This window comes from Candidatus Pseudothioglobus sp. Uisw_016 (assembly GCF_048087635.1).
GTDB lineage: Bacteria > Pseudomonadota > Gammaproteobacteria > PS1 > Pseudothioglobaceae > Pseudothioglobus.
Window position 1 is genome coordinate 302,419 of the sequence record NZ_CP159806.1, and the last position, 14,502, is coordinate 316,920.

Here is a 14,502-nt window from a genome sequence, read left to right on the forward strand (position 1 = left end):
TATTTTAATGAAAATAAGAGACCGTTACATTGCAAAAACACTTTTAACTTACACTCTAGTTGTTCTTCTAGTTTGGCTAAGTATATATAGTTTTTTTAATTTTTTAGCTGAACTAAATAGTGTTGGAGAAGAAAACTACACAATTCTAGAGGCATTTAAATATGTTGTACTTCAAATGCCAGAAGTTGCATATGATCAAGCTGCACCTATAATTTTGTTGGGTTGTGTTTTAGGCATGGGCCACTTAGCAACAACTGGCCAATTACTTATTTTTCGTGTTGCTGGTTTTTCTATATTAAAAATTACATGGATAACGGTTAAAAATGCATTTTTTTTTATTATTGCTTTAATCATATTTGGTGAGTTATTGGTGCCAATTTTAACCAAGTATTCTGAAAGTGCTCGTTCTAATGCATTGGGAAATCAAAGTTTATCTTTGAGTCAAAATGGTTTTTGGATTAGGGATGGTAATAATTTTATTAATGTTGAAAATAATGTAGATGGCCAAATATTTACTGAAATTACAGTTATTGAGACTAATTCTTCTAATGAAATTGAAAGACTTATTAAATCAAAAAATGCTAAATTTGATGGCAACTCTTTAGATATGAGCAGTAATGAAATTTTTACAATTAATACATCAGGCAATATTGACAATATTTCTTTAAAAGAACGCAATTCATATAATAAAACTGTTTCATTTGATCGTGATCTAGTTGATAGTTTAGAAAAGGAACCTGGTGACCTTACTACGTGGACTATTATCAAACAAATTCAATTTTTATCTGATAATAAGCTTAGATCTGGAGTTTATGAAGTTGAGCTGTATAAGAGGCTTGTTAGGCCATTTACTCTTATTGCAATGATATTGATGGCTATGTTATTTATTTTTGGTTCAACAAGAGATGCTACATTAGGTAGAAAAATTTTTTTTGGAGTTGCTTTGGGTCTGTCGTTCGAACTAATTTCTCGAATTGGGGGCGCTCTTGCATTAAGTTTTAATTTTAGCCCTTTATTTAGTTCTATTCTTCCAGCAGTTACTATTATGCTTATTTCAATTACTTTATTAATTCAAAAATCAATAAGCTAGCTAGATGAATCAAGTTGATCCAAAAATTTCAAAACAAAAGCTTAAAATTCCAAATAGATTTGAGGTAATTTTGTTAAATGATGATTATACTTCGATGGAGTTTGTAGTAGAAGTTTTAAGGAAATTCTTTCACAAAGAGTTTTTAGCTGCTGAAGCAGTTATGCTTAAAATCCATATTGATGGTGAGGCAGTTTGTGGAACATATTCATATGATGTGGCACAAACTAAAGTTTCACAGGTTATAGAGTATTCGCGCAAAAATGACCAACCTTTGATGTCAGTTTTGAGGGAAGTAAACTTATGATAATTTTTTTTAAGGAATTCTTATGATAATTAAATCAATTGAATCATTAAGTGATGGGTTAAATATTTTGTGGAATGATAACTCTTCAAGTTGTTTTCCTTGGCTTTGGTTAAGAGACCATAGCGAGAGTCAAGTCGATCTTCATCCTGACACTAAGCAACGTCAAATTAATGTTTTTAGTAATCCACCAAATAATTCTGTTGCCACAGTATTACTAGATAGAATCTCTAAAAATATTTTAATTAAATGGGAAGATGAGTCTGAAAGCACTCTCTCTTTTGATTTGCTTCAATCTACTTCAGAGCCAAATCTTCCTCAATCAAATGCAATGAATTCTTCAAGTTGTTGGAGTGATCCTAGTGAAATTAAAATCTTTCCTGAAATAACTTATCAAGGTTTTATGAGTGATGGAGGAATAAAAATTTGGTTAAATCATATTCAAAGAGTTGGATTTGCATTAGTAATAGAAACTCCTGAAACTTCAGATGCAACAAAAGAACTTATGGAGAGAATGGCTTATATTAGAAACTCTATTTTTGGAGGTTTCTCTGTTTGGGATAATAAGCTCGAAAATCCTGATGATACTGCTTTTACATCCCTTGCTATTGAGCCTCACACAGATGGAACATATGTTCATGATGCGCCGGGACTTCAAACTTTACACTGTATAAACAGAGATTCTATTGGTGGTGAAAATCAATTAATTGATGGTCTCGCAATTGCAGAAAAAATGAGACATGAGAATCCTGATGCATTTAATATACTTTGTAATGTTAATATTCCTGGGCGCTATATCAAACCGGGTACTTATTTAGAGGCGCATCGACCTTTATTTCGGGTCAATAATAATGGTGATGTTATTCAAGTAAGTTTCAATAATCATGATCGTGCGCCCTTTAGGTTGAAAAATGATCAGATGGTTAAGTTTTATGCTGCTTATAAAATATTTCACAATTTAGCAAATGATTCAAGTCGTCAATTTGAGTTTATGCTTAATCCTGGAAAAGTTTTGACGTTTGATAATTGGCGCCTCCTTCATGCCCGCTCTTCTTTGACAGGTTATCGTCAGCTTTGTGGTGGTTATCATAATAGGGAAGATTTTGAAAGTAAATTGAGATCTGTCTAAATAATTTTTTAAGATAAATTTGAATTTTATTTTGATTCAAATTGCCTATTGTGGTGTTAAAATTAAGTATTAATTAAGTTAATAACAAAAATAGTATTTTATGATTGAACAAGGATTACAGCAAGAGATTAATATGGTGATGACTGAGGCGAGAAATCGTCGTCTTGAGTTCGTAACAGTAGAGCATTTATTACTAGCACTTCTTAATATGGATGAAGTTATTGCATTTCTTCGTGGTAAGCGAGTCAATATAGATGAGCTTCGTGCTGAGCTTGACCAGTATATTGATTCTCACACTCCTATTATTTCTGAAGATGCAGAAATAGATATTGTCCCAACCGTAGGTTTTCAAAGAGTTCTTCAAAGGAGTGTTTATCAGGCACAGTCTGCGCAGAAAAACTCTGTTAATGCAATGAATGTATTTGTGAGTATTTTTTCAGAAAAAGAATCTCATGCTGTTTATATGCTCAAACTTAATAATATTTCTAGATTAGATGTTATGGAAGGAATTTCTTCACATCTAGCCGATAATCCAGTTGAAGAAACTAAAAAGGTTGAAGGTGATAAACCAACAAAACCATCTTCCCTTGAATCTTTTACTACTAACTTATGTGAAAAAGCTAGACTTGGTGAAATTGATCCTCTTCTTGGTAGAGAGGAAGAAGTACTTAGGACTGTACAAATTTTATCAAGACGCCGTAAAAATAACCCCTTACTTGTTGGTCAGGCGGGTGTTGGTAAGACTGCCATTGCCCAAGGCTTGGCTAAGAGGATAGTTGATGGACAAGTGCCTGAAATTCTAAAAAATACAACTATATATTCTTTAGATGTGGGAGTTTTAATCGCAGGTACAAAGTATAGAGGAGATTTTGAAAAGCGACTAAAGTCAGTACTAACAGACTTAGAAAAAGATAAAAATTCAGTACTTTTTATTGATGAAATTCACACTTTAATAGGTGCTGGTAGTGTTTCTGGAGGCTCTTTGGATGCATCTAACCTTCTAAAGCCAGCACTTGCTGATGGATCACTTAAATGTATAGGCTCTACAACTTATGATGAATATCGAAAGATTTTTGAAAAAGATCATGCACTTACAAGGCGGTTTCAAAAAGTAGATATTGAAGAGCCTTCAGTTGAAGATACGATTAAAATTTTACATGGACTGAAAAAATATTATCAATCACACCACAAGGTTAAATATTCAGCTGCATCATTAGTTTCTGCTGCTGAATTAACTCATAGACATATAGGCGATAGACGCCTTCCAGATAAAGCAATAGACGTCATTGATGAGGTGGGCGCTCTTCAGCAGATACTTCCTAAATCAAAGCGTAAAGTCAATATAGGCGTTCCTGATATTGAAAACATTGTAGCTAAGTTGGCTCGTATTCCTTCTCGTCAAGTTACTAGTGATGATAAATCTTTACTTAAAAGCCTTGAGAGTGATTTGAAGTTAGGGGTCTTTGGTCAAGATAGTGCTGTTGAGTCTTTATCAACTGCTATAAAACTTTCTCGCTCTGGACTTTCCCCTATTGAGCAACCAATGGGCTCTTTTTTATTTGCTGGCCCTACAGGAGTTGGTAAAACAGAAATTTGTAAGCAGCTTTCAAGAATTATGGGAGTTAAGCTTTTGAGATTTGATATGTCAGAATATATGGAGAGACATTCTATTTCTAAACTTATAGGATCTCCTCCAGGATATGTAGGTTATGATGAAGGGGGCTTGTTAACTGAAGCCGTAAATAGTAATCCTTACGCAGTTCTTTTACTGGATGAAATTGAAAAAGCTCATCCTGATATTTTCAATATCCTATTACAAGTTATGGATCATGGAAAGCTTACTGATGCTAATGGCCGTGAAGTTGATTTTAGTAATGTGATACTTGTTATGACTTCTAATGTTGGAGCTCAAAATGTTCAAAGAGCTTCCATAGGTTTTAATGAACAAGATCATTCCCTTGATTATGAAGGTGAGCTTAAAAAGATATTCACACCAGAATTCAGAAATCGTCTTTCAGAAATTATTTACTTTAACAAACTTAATGAAGAGGTTGTGGTCTATGTAGTAAATAAGTTTCTTTTTGAGCTTGAAGATGTTCTTGAGAAAAAAAATGTTTCATTGATTGTTTCTGATGCTGCTCGAAGATGGTTTGCAGAAAATGGCTATGATTCTATGATGGGCGCGCGTCCAATGATGAGACTGATTGAAAGAGAGGTACGTAAACCTCTTGCCGATGAACTTCTTTTTGGTAAGCTAAGCTCTGGTGGGATTGTTAAAGTAGGTGTTAGTAAAGATAAGATTGTATTAACAATCAGTTAATGAGAATTCTTATAAGTAATGATGATGGCTACCAAGCCAAGGGTATCAAACAGCTTACAAAATCTCTAAGTGAAATTGCAGAAGTAATTGTTGTTGCTCCAAGTGAGAATAAGTCTGCAGCAAGTAGCTCATTAACTCTTGGAAGACCATTAAAGCCAATTCAAATTGAGAAAAATATTTTTGCAATAGAAGCAACGCCTACTGACTGTGTTCATTTGGCATTATGTGGCTTTATAAAGGAGCCAATTGATTTAGTAGTGACTGGTATTAATTTTGGAGCTAACTTGGGGGATGATACTGTCTATTCTGGAACCGTTGCAGGGGCAATAGAAGGTCGATTTCTTGGTCTTCCGTCGATTGCAATATCTTTAGCAAGCTGGGAGTGTAGTCACTTTGATACAGCAGGTGAAATTGCTAAGAGATTAGTCACACAAATTGATAAATCTGCACTATCTTTTAACACTATTATTAATGTTAATGTTCCAGATATTCCTCTTAATCAAATTGAAGGTATTAAGGGAACTCGTCTAGGAAGTAGACATAAATCTGAACCAAGTATTAAGGATAAAGATGATACATCTCTTTATTGGATTGGTGAAAATGGTAAGGAAGCTGATAATTCAGAGGGTACAGATTTCCATGCAATTTCAAATAACTTTGTTTCAGTTACACCTCTTCAGATTGATACAACCAAGTACTCTGAAGTAAAGCGAGTGAATGACTGGCTTCAAAAAATAGATTATTGATTCCATGTATCTCTAAGTCCAACTGTTTTATTAAATACTAGCTCTTTTGACTCACTATCCCTACAAAAATAACCTTCACGTTCAAACTGATATGCTCTTCCGACGTCTGCATTTGATAAATTTGGCTCTATAAAACCATTTTTTATCTCAAGAGAGTTAGGATTAATTGAAGATGATAAATCATCAAATTTTGCTGGATTTGAATCTAAAAAAAGGCGATCATATATTCTAAATTCAGCGCTAACTGCTTTACTAGCTTCTACAAAATGAATAACGCCCTTGATTTTTCTATCATCTGATGGATTTTTACCTAAAGTGTCTGGATCATAAGTACAGAAGATAGTTTTTACATTGCCATCTTTGTCACTATCAAAATGAGTGGCTTTGATAACGTAAGAATTTCTTAGCCGTACCTCTTTATTTATTGCTAAACGTTTATATTTATTGTTTGGTGCTACTTCTAAAAAATCCTCTTTATCAATGTATATTTCACGGCTAAAGAAAATTTCTCTGGTCCCCATTTCTAACTTTTGAGGATGAATTGGTGCTTGAAGGGATTCAATTTTACCTTCAGGGTAATTTTCAATTTGTAACTTAATGGGGCTGATTACTGCCATCGATCGTGGCGCAGAGTTATTCAAATCATCTCTAATTGACGATTCTAAAATTGAAATATCAGTTAAGCTATTTACCTTAGATACTCCAATTCGTTCACAAAAATCTCTTATTGAGCCCGCAGTATATCCTCTTCTACGAAGGCCTGAAATAGTGGGCATTCTAGGATCATTCCAGCTATTGACATAGTTATTATCTACTAAGAGTTTTAATTTCCTTTTAGATGTTGTTGCAAACTCAAGATTCAAGCGAGAAAACTCATATTGATGAGGTCGACTAGTGACATTAAAATCATCTAAGTTTTCTAAAGTCCAATCATAAATTCTACGATTATCTTGGAACTCTAGAGTACATAAAGAGTGGGTAACACCTTCAATAGCATCACCAAGACAATGTGCAAAATCATACATAGGATATATGCACCAATCATCATTTGTTTGATGGTGCGTTTCAAATCGAATACGATACAGAGTAGGGTCACGCATACACATGAAGCTAGAAGACATATCGATTTTGGCTCTCAATACGCATTCACCCTCCTTAAATTCCCCTACTTTCATTTTTCTAAAAAGAGTTAAATTTTCTATAATAGTAGTTTCACGATATGGACTATTTTCTCCAGGTTCTTTAAGATTGCCCCGAAATACTCGGGTTTCATCAGCACTTAAAAAACAGACATAGGCTAAGCCTTTAGAAATTAATTCTTCAGCATATTGATAAAATTTATCAAAGTAACTTGAGCTAAATTTAACATCACCATCCCAATCAAATCCAAGCCATTCAACATCTTTTTTAATGGAGTTTACATATTCAATATCTTCTTTAGAGGGGTTGGTATCATCAAATCTTAAGTTGCAATACCCTTCATAATCTGTTGCTGTACCAAAATTTAGGCAAATAGACTTTGCATGACCAATATGAAGGTACCCATTAGGTTCTGGTGGAAACCGAGTTTTAATGCCTACATGTTTTCCAGATGAAAGATCTTCATCTATAACATTACATATGAAATTAGTGGACTTAGCTTCTTTATTTTGAGAATTCATTTCTATCAATTCTAAGGTTAATTTAGGGTTCATAAATTATAACATTAAAGCATAATTTAATATGTAGCGCTTTAATCACATGCGACATAGTAAAATAGTTTCTAATGAAAATAGCTATCGTTAAACTCTCAGCACTTGGTGACATTATTCACACTATGGTTGCCTTGCAATTTATAAAAAACCATTATCCAGATTCACAAATAGATTGGATTGTAGATCAGCAATTTAAGAGTGTTTTGGAAAACAATCTTCATATTAGGAGCATTCATACTGTTAGCTTTAAAAAAGCCAAAAAAGAAAAATCTATTCTACTAATATTGAAAGAATTAAACAAAGTAAGAGTTTTACAAAAATATGATCTAGTAATTGACGCTCAAGGCTTAATTAAGTCAGCCATTGTGGCAAAATTAATTCCAAGTAAAATTACTGTTGGTTTTGATATTAAATCAATAAGAGAAAAATTAGCTTCCTATTTTTATAACTATAAGGTTGCTATTTCATATGATAGTAACTCAATAGAGCGAAATTTAAGAGTTATTTGCAATCCATTGGATATAAGTTTTAATTCTACTGATATTGAAAATAAGGATCGTTTTTTGTTTTCAGATAGCAAGTTCAAGGTTGATGTGGGGCGCTACATTGTTTTCATAATAGGTTCTACTTGGGCAAGTAGAAATTATCCAATTGAAAAATTTGTTGAAGTTGCAGATTTATTACAAAAAAATTGTATAGTGTTGTGGGGTAATAATGAAGAAAGAAAAAAAGCTGAATGGATGAGTGAGCAATCAGCCTTTATAAGCACGATACCAAAATTAGATCTTAATGAAGTAAAGGCAGTAATTTCTAATTCTAGCTTACTAATTGGCAATGATTCTGGGCCGTCTCATATGGCTTGGGGACTAAATATACCATCAATTATCCTTTTTGGACCAACTCCAGTAAATAGAGTGTTCCAATCAACAATAAATCAAGTCTTGAAATCTAATTCTGAAGTTAATCATTTTAAGTTGAATAAACAAGATTTTACAATTAGGGAAATTGGAGTTAATGATATTGTTAGAATGGCTGAAGAGCTTTTATGATTCTAATCTAAAATAAAATTTGGTGCATCCCTAATAGAGTCAAGAATAAATTTTGCATTTGACGTAGGCCCAATTATTTTTTTTCCACTCCTTACTAAAATTGTGTTTTGAATATCTGCACCATTTGCAGATTGTATATCAATCTCACTATCTCCAATCATCCATGATTCTTTCATATTGATATTATGCTTCTTTTTAGCTTCTATGAACATTCCTGGCTTGGGTTTTCTGCATCTACAATTTGATTCTGGACCATGAGGACAATAAAATGTATCTTGAATAATTATTCCATGCTTTGAGAACTCTTCCAACATCCATGCAGACAGTTTTTGATAGTCATTATCACTATAGAATTCTCTTGAAATTCCCGATTGGTTTGTTATTATTATTATTATGTATCCTAAATTTTGAAAATACAAACAGGACTCAAATATGCCGTTTATAAATTCAAAGTTCTCTATTTTGTATAAATAATTAACTTCTTTATTAATCACACCATCTCGGTCTAGAAAAATAGCCTTTTTTGACATTACTGGTTCCTTTAAAATGAGTACTTACTTTTTAGTTAAAAAATATAAAAAAATGTTACCTAACCTATGATTATTTACGATAGTTTAATCGACCGTGTCAACCAGTATTTGCTAATAGCAGCTTTTTTTTTCCTTCCACTTACGGTTGTTGGAAATAATATTGCTATTTGGTTAATTACTATCATTTGGCTTCTTACTGGTAATTATAAGACTAAGTTACACCAGATTAAAAATAATAGTTTGGCAATGGCTTCAATTTTATTTTTTCTTGCACATGTAGTTGCACTGCTTTGGACTGAAAATATCAGCTGGGGCCTAGAAATTTTAAGAAAAATGTTACCATTCTTATTAGTGCTACCAATTTTTTTAACGATTACTAAACTTAATAATTCAAAATATTACATATCAGCATTTTTATTAGCAATAAGTATATCTGAAAGCCTTTCTTATCTAATCTGGTTAGATATTATTGAGCCATTTGGGAACGCTACTGTTACTAAAAGTGGACTAAAGAACCCTACACCACTTATGAGTCATATTTCGTACAATCCATTTTTAGCTTTTGCATTTTATTTGGTAGTTAATAAACTAATATCTGGAGAAAAAATATTTCTAACAGAGCGCGTCTTATATACTTTCTTTGCATTTACAATGTCCTTTAATATGTTTATTACTGGTGGTCGGGCAGGCCAAGTAATGTTTTTTGCTGCAGTGGTAATTTTATCTTTCCAATACTTTAAAACTTCACAAATTAAAGCTATTATTATTTCACTCCTCTTAACAATATTTATCACAATTTCTGCTTACAGTTTTAGTGATATATTTAAGTCCAGAATTGATGCTACAGTCAATAGTGTAATGAATTATGAAGAGAATAAATTGACTTCAATTGGTTATCGACTTACTTTTCTAATTAATTCATTTGAGCTAGTCAAAAGAAATCCAATTATTGGTGTTGGAACTGGTGATTTTCCAGATGAATACGAAAAATTTAATTCGATTAATAGCCCAGATATTCCTTCAACTGTCCAGCCTCATAATATGTATATGTTAATATTAACTCAATTAGGAGTAATTGGTCTAGCGAGTCTTTTTTGGATTTTCTTTACTCAATTTAAAATTGCGCTCGCGTCCTCTAATTCAGTTGTGAAAACCACTGGTGTTGCGATGCCAATATTTTTTCTAATTATTATGTGGAGTGATTCGTATTTATTAGGGCACTTTACAAGCAATTTGTTTATTTTGTTTAGTTCTTTTATTTATAGTAACCGATTAAATGTTTGATGGAAATATCTTAGTTATTATTCAACGCTCTAATGGTGATGTTTTTTTGAGTCGCTCTTTGATTGAACAGCTTCACAAAAGTCTTAAGCCTAAATCAATTGATTTATTAGTAAATGATGACACATTATCCACAGCAAAATTAATTCCACATATTGGTCAAATTTATACGTTTTCCTATTTAAAGAAAAAAAATACTCAATGGACTCAAGAAAGAGCTTTAATTAAAAAAATATTTAGGAAATATGACTTAAGTATTAATCTGACTGCAAGTGATCGAAGTGTTCTATATTCATTAATGGCAAGTAAAAATGCAATTAGTGCTGTAGAAAAAAATTCTAAAAAGTCTTGGTGGAAAAAATTGCTTCTTAAAGGCTCTTATAGCTTTGATTCTAGTAAACATATTTTGCTTAATAACTTGGAGCCATTGAGATGCATGGGGATTGCTTTATCAAAAATTCAAGTTGCGCCTACCATTAGTAAAATAGCTAATGAAAACATTCAATCTAAACTTAAAGACTTAACAGTGGATAAATTTCTGATTTTTCATCCTTCAGCGCAATATCATTATAAAATTTATCCTAAAGCTCTAAGAAATGATCTACTCAAGCTCTTAAATCAACTTAAATTACCAATTATCATAACAGGGTCTCAGAATTTAATTGATCTCGAAATAAAAAAAACTTTACCAAAATTAGATAATATTTTTGACTTTATAGGACAAACATCTATGGAGGAGTACCTAGCTTTAAGTAAGCTTTCCCTGGGCTATGTTGGTATGGACACTCTAAATATGCATATTGCATCAGCGCAAAATAAACCTATTTTTGCAATATTTGGCCCAACAGTTTTAAAAACATGGGCTCCCTGGTCAAATGATTTGCAATTGTCAGCGATCAATGACATTCCATTGCAAACTTATGGAAAAATTACAATATTTCAGGCTGATATGAAATGTGTTGCTTGTGGACAAGCAGGTTGCAATGGAGAGGGCAAGAGTCTATGTTTGGATCAAATTAGCCCTAAATTGATTTTTAATGAAATTAATAATTGGTATCAAAATGCTGAATTTTGAAAAAACTTACAAACTTCCATTTAAGTTTCATATTCCGAATTACACTCTAGATTTCCTTATTAAAAAATCTTTAAAAAAGCGTAATTTTAAGTATCTTAAGCGATCATTATTTATCTTATTTAAACAACAAAAGAATCTTGAGATTTCTAAAATCTTGCCGGAGCATAAAAAAATTCTTTGGATTAATGTTGCTGCATCAAGCTTAGGTGATAGCTTAATGGACTTATCTAGTCGAGTTCTAATTCAAGACAGAGTAGTAGATTTATTTACAGATACTAAAAATGCTAATTTATATAAAAATGATTTAGTTTTTAAATCTATATTTACTAAAAAAAATCAGGTTAATTCCTCTGATTATGATCTAGTAATTATTGACTCTTTTGGAACTAAGAGTATGAATATAAAGGCCCATGTTGCATCTCAAGTTAACTATGTTGGAATGTTTGGATTCTATAATGGGCCTGAGGTTAATCGTGTACTTTTTAATTTTCATAGATTAAATCAGCTTCTAAGCTATTCAAAAAATGAAATAGAGATTAATAGCATTGCTAAATGCTCGCTTGAAGTTTCAAGTGCTGACAAAAGTGTCATTCTAAATTCTAATTTGCCTTCTAACTATATTGCGATTGCGCTTGGAGGTGAGTGGAATTATAGGACTTATAATAAATGGCAATACATAATTGAAGAATTAATTTTAGATAATAAAGATTTGAACATTGTTTTAGTTGGTTCTGGAAATGCAACAGATATAACTAAAAAAATAAAAAATAAATACCATTATCCTAATATTATTGATTGCGTTAATCAATTCACTTTTAATCAAACTGCCGAAATTATTAATAGAGCAAAAATATTGTTATGCTGTGATGGAGGCCTAATGCATTCAGCTAATTCAGTTAATACTCCTATTGTTGCTTTATTTGCCAAACTATCATCTGAAATGCAACTAACTAAAGCTATTACTGCATTTTCGATGTTTGATGAGTATGATGTTAATAATATTACAACTGAAGAGGTAATTTTGAATTATAAGAAACTAGCTAAACTCGTTTATAGTCATCATCAAGACGAATAATATCATCTTCACCTAAATAATCCCCTGTTTGTATCTCAATAATCTCTAATATAGTTTCTTGATTATTTTCAAGCCTATGAATTTCACCTAACGGTATGAAGGTAGATTGATTCATGTTAAGTTCAAAAGTTTTTTTACCACAAGTAATAGTTGCTACTCCTCTGACAATAACCCAGTGCTCAGCTCTATGATTATGTTTCTGAAGGGACAGTTTTGCACCTGGATTAACTAAAATGCGTTTAGCCTGAAAACCAATACCACTATCAATCAAGTCATAATGACCCCATGGCCTATATACTTTGCGATGAAATTCAGCTTCAGTCCGATTACTAGATTTTAATTTATTAATGATATTTTTCGTATTACTGGCATTCTTTGCATCAGTAACTAGTAATGCATCCTGAGTATCAATAATGATTAAATCTGACACTCCTGTTGCTGAGACTAGCCTGCTAGAACTGTATGCAAAAGTATTCTTCACACCATCCAAAATTACATCACCTTCACAAACATTCCCATCTTTATCTTTATTTTTTGAATTCATCAGTGATGTCCATGAGCCAACGTCACTCCAGTGCCCATCATAAGGAACTACAACAGCTTTTTGTGTGTGCTCCATGACTGCAAAGTCAATCGATTTATCTGGACATTTTAAAAAAATTTCTTTGTTAATTCGAATAAAGTCTTCATCTTTCGAAGTTTGGAAAGATTTCTTACAAATGTCAACGATTTCTGGTTGAAACTTATTTAACTCTTCAAGATAAATTGATGGTTTGAGCATAAACATTCCACTATTCCAAAGGAAGTCTCCAGAATCTAAGTATTTGTCTGCATCTTTCTGATTAGGCTTTTCAGTAAATGATTTAATCTTGTAATATTCTGATTTTTCAGTGATTTCAGCTTTAATATAGCCAAATCCAGTTTCAGCTGTAGTAGGTGGAATACCAAATGTCACTAGTTTGTTATTTTTAGCTAGATTTTTTGCTACTTTGATTGCCTCATGGAATTTCTGAAGATTATTGATTAGATGGTCAGCAGGTAAGACTAATATTAGTGCATCTTTGAAGTCTTTTATTACCTGCATTGCTGCTAAGGCAATTGCAGGCGCTGTATTTTTACCTATAGGCTCTAAAATAATTCCATTTGATTTGCTCTCAATTTGTCGAAGTTGCTCTGCAGCTAGAAATCGATGTTCTTCATTACAAACAATAATTGGATTTGCAACATCTTTAGGAAGCCTTAAAACTGTATCTTGAAAAAGCGTGTTTTTATTAACTAAACTAATAAACTGCTTTGGGTGAAGTTTTCTGGAAAGCGGCCAAAGTCTTGTTCCACTTCCTCCACATAAAATAATAGGAATAATCATTATTTTATTTTTTGAATTGGTTTAGTAGAAGGTGGCTTCCAGTTGGCTTGTAATTCTGCTAGTTTGAGATAACGATAAAAAGTGCCCTCAAAGTTACCAAAAGCAATAACAAAGCCAGCACCTCCATCTAAAATTCCAAGTTTAAAAATGTAGTGCTTAATAAACGCCCATATACCATGAAAAAAAGCCTTCATAACAGTGCCATTTTTCCCATCAGCAAGAAGTTTTTCTGCGCCAAGAGTTGAATATCTATTAGCTTTATAAATAACTTCCTCTATATTTTTAAAAGGAAATTGCCAAATTTCATTATTTATTTGTCCAATTACTTTATTACTATGGTTTATATAGCCTTCATGAACGGGCTGTAAATCATAACTCATCATTCCAGTTCTAAAGAGTTGGGGCTGCCTAAAATTTGGATACCACCCAGAGTGTTTAATCCATTTCCCCATAAAAAAATTCTTTCTCGGCACTCTATAAATATCAAGAGGGGCATTTTTAATTAATAGTAATATCTCATCTCTCACTTTTTCTGTACAACGCTCATCTGAATCGAGGCTAAAAATCCAATCACCATGACAATTAGAAATTGCTTGATTACGAAGATCTCCATATCCCTTAAATGGAATATGAAAAACTTTTGCCCCTAATTTTTCAGCAATCTCTGTTGTGCCATCATTACTGTGAGAGTCTGCAACAATAATTTCATCAACCCATAGCACGCTATTAATACAATCACGAATTTTATCAGCCTCATTGTAGGCAATAATATATGCTGAAATTTTCATGGTTTTCTTCATAAGCTATAATATGTGGTTAAATGTTACCGAAATATTGAGTGTTTTA

Annotated in this window: 13 protein-coding genes; 9 read left to right on the forward strand and 4 right to left on the reverse strand. The window is 32.3% G+C overall.

All coding sequences use genetic code 11. The features are described 5' to 3' along the window. Window positions 1-7 precede the first annotated feature (7 nt). The 5 genes from lptG to surE all read left to right on the forward strand — a co-directional run bounded on the left by lptG (window position 8) and on the right by surE (window position 5,586). Window positions 8-1,090: an LPS export ABC transporter permease LptG gene (gene lptG, locus ABXT69_RS01540; RefSeq protein WP_416678545.1), complete on the forward strand. Its 1,083-nt coding sequence runs from the start codon at window positions 8-10 to the stop codon at window positions 1,088-1,090. 4 nt (window positions 1,091-1,094) lie between these two features. Next, window positions 1,095-1,394 carry an ATP-dependent Clp protease adapter ClpS gene (gene clpS, locus ABXT69_RS01545; protein WP_416678547.1) on the forward strand — a complete coding sequence of 100 codons (300 nt, stop codon included), beginning with the start codon at window positions 1,095-1,097 and terminating at the stop codon, window positions 1,392-1,394. A 22-nt stretch (window positions 1,395-1,416) separates the two neighbouring features. Beyond that, the gene (locus ABXT69_RS01550) at window positions 1,417-2,520 is read left to right on the forward strand and encodes a trimethyllysine dioxygenase (protein ID WP_416678549.1); all 1,104 of its coding nucleotides are present in this window, start codon (window positions 1,417-1,419) and stop codon (window positions 2,518-2,520) included. 100 nt (window positions 2,521-2,620) lie between these two features. Then, window positions 2,621-4,840 (forward strand): ATP-dependent Clp protease ATP-binding subunit ClpA, encoded by a 2,220-nt coding sequence (clpA, locus tag ABXT69_RS01555; protein ID WP_416678551.1) that lies wholly within the window; start codon window positions 2,621-2,623, stop codon window positions 4,838-4,840. Next, window positions 4,840-5,586 (forward strand): 5'/3'-nucleotidase SurE, encoded by a 747-nt coding sequence (surE, locus tag ABXT69_RS01560; RefSeq protein ID WP_416678552.1) that lies wholly within the window; start codon window positions 4,840-4,842, stop codon window positions 5,584-5,586. The genes clpA and surE overlap by 1 nt, the downstream gene beginning before the upstream one ends. Here surE and ABXT69_RS01565 read toward each other — a convergent pair. Beyond that, window positions 5,580-7,247: a glutamine--tRNA ligase/YqeY domain fusion protein gene (locus tag ABXT69_RS01565; protein ID WP_416678554.1), complete on the reverse strand. Its 1,668-nt coding sequence runs from the start codon at window positions 7,245-7,247 to the stop codon at window positions 5,580-5,582. The two genes, surE and ABXT69_RS01565, sit on opposite strands and share 7 nt — an antisense overlap. 104 nt (window positions 7,248-7,351) lie before the next feature. Here ABXT69_RS01565 and waaC point away from each other — a divergent pair, with 104 nt between their 5' ends. Continuing rightward, a complete protein-coding gene (waaC, locus tag ABXT69_RS01570) occupies window positions 7,352-8,329 on the forward strand; it encodes a lipopolysaccharide heptosyltransferase I (RefSeq protein WP_416678556.1) in 978 nt (325 codons plus the stop codon). 2 nt (window positions 8,330-8,331) lie between these two features. On the opposite strand, the gene gmhB is transcribed toward waaC, so the two are convergent. Next, complete coding sequence (gene gmhB, locus ABXT69_RS01575; protein WP_416678558.1) at window positions 8,332-8,859, reverse strand: D-glycero-beta-D-manno-heptose 1,7-bisphosphate 7-phosphatase; 528 nt, start codon at window positions 8,857-8,859, stop codon at window positions 8,332-8,334. A gap of 66 nt (window positions 8,860-8,925) precedes the next feature. On the opposite strand from gmhB, the gene ABXT69_RS01580 reads away from it, so the two are divergent. From ABXT69_RS01580 to ABXT69_RS01590, 3 genes are read left to right on the forward strand one after another with little or no spacing between them, the layout of a single operon-like run. Then, window positions 8,926-10,143 carry an O-antigen ligase family protein gene (locus ABXT69_RS01580; protein ID WP_416678560.1) on the forward strand — a complete coding sequence of 406 codons (1,218 nt, stop codon included), beginning with the start codon at window positions 8,926-8,928 and terminating at the stop codon, window positions 10,141-10,143. Further along, on the forward strand, window positions 10,136-11,215 hold the full coding sequence (locus ABXT69_RS01585; RefSeq protein ID WP_416678562.1) for a glycosyltransferase family 9 protein: 1,080 nt from the start codon (window positions 10,136-10,138) through the stop codon (window positions 11,213-11,215). The genes ABXT69_RS01580 and ABXT69_RS01585 overlap by 8 nt, the downstream gene beginning before the upstream one ends. Then, window positions 11,178-12,290, forward strand: a complete 1,113-nt coding sequence (locus ABXT69_RS01590) for a glycosyltransferase family 9 protein (protein ID WP_416678564.1) — start codon at window positions 11,178-11,180, stop codon at window positions 12,288-12,290. Before ABXT69_RS01585 ends, ABXT69_RS01590 begins: the two co-directional genes overlap by 38 nt. Here the strand turns inward: ABXT69_RS01590 and ABXT69_RS01595 are convergent. Beyond that, entirely contained in the window at window positions 12,256-13,656 is a 1,401-nt protein-coding gene (locus tag ABXT69_RS01595; RefSeq protein ID WP_416678567.1) for a mannose-1-phosphate guanylyltransferase/mannose-6-phosphate isomerase, read from the reverse strand. The genes ABXT69_RS01590 and ABXT69_RS01595 overlap by 35 nt on opposite strands. Further along, window positions 13,656-14,444 carry a glycosyltransferase family 2 protein gene (locus tag ABXT69_RS01600; RefSeq protein ID WP_416678570.1) on the reverse strand — a complete coding sequence of 263 codons (789 nt, stop codon included), beginning with the start codon at window positions 14,442-14,444 and terminating at the stop codon, window positions 13,656-13,658. Before ABXT69_RS01600 ends, ABXT69_RS01595 begins: the two co-directional genes overlap by 1 nt. Window positions 14,445-14,502: the final 58 nt, after the last annotated feature.

What these genes read in the sequence shown, in the direction of transcription:
- lptG (WP_416678545.1), top strand. Translation starts at nt 8, where the DNA reads ATGAAAATAAGAGACCGTTACATTGCAAAAACACTTTTAACTTACACT.
- clpS (WP_416678547.1), top strand. Translation starts at nt 1,095, where the DNA reads ATGAATCAAGTTGATCCAAAAATTTCAAAACAAAAGCTTAAAATTCCA.
- ABXT69_RS01550 (WP_416678549.1), top strand. Translation starts at nt 1,417, where the DNA reads ATGATAATTAAATCAATTGAATCATTAAGTGATGGGTTAAATATTTTG.
- clpA (WP_416678551.1), top strand. Translation starts at nt 2,621, where the DNA reads ATGATTGAACAAGGATTACAGCAAGAGATTAATATGGTGATGACTGAG.
- surE (WP_416678552.1), top strand. Translation starts at nt 4,840, where the DNA reads ATGAGAATTCTTATAAGTAATGATGATGGCTACCAAGCCAAGGGTATC.
- ABXT69_RS01565 (WP_416678554.1), bottom strand. Translation starts at nt 7,247, where the DNA reads ATGAATTCTCAAAATAAAGAAGCTAAGTCCACTAATTTCATATGTAAT.
- waaC (WP_416678556.1), top strand. Translation starts at nt 7,352, where the DNA reads ATGAAAATAGCTATCGTTAAACTCTCAGCACTTGGTGACATTATTCAC.
- gmhB (WP_416678558.1), bottom strand. Translation starts at nt 8,859, where the DNA reads ATGTCAAAAAAGGCTATTTTTCTAGACCGAGATGGTGTGATTAATAAA.
- ABXT69_RS01580 (WP_416678560.1), top strand. Translation starts at nt 8,926, where the DNA reads ATGATTATTTACGATAGTTTAATCGACCGTGTCAACCAGTATTTGCTA.
- ABXT69_RS01585 (WP_416678562.1), top strand. Translation starts at nt 10,136, where the DNA reads ATGTTTGATGGAAATATCTTAGTTATTATTCAACGCTCTAATGGTGAT.
- ABXT69_RS01590 (WP_416678564.1), top strand. Translation starts at nt 11,178, where the DNA reads ATGAAATTAATAATTGGTATCAAAATGCTGAATTTTGAAAAAACTTAC.
- ABXT69_RS01595 (WP_416678567.1), bottom strand. Translation starts at nt 13,656, where the DNA reads ATGATTATTCCTATTATTTTATGTGGAGGAAGTGGAACAAGACTTTGG.
- ABXT69_RS01600 (WP_416678570.1), bottom strand. Translation starts at nt 14,444, where the DNA reads ATGAAAATTTCAGCATATATTATTGCCTACAATGAGGCTGATAAAATT.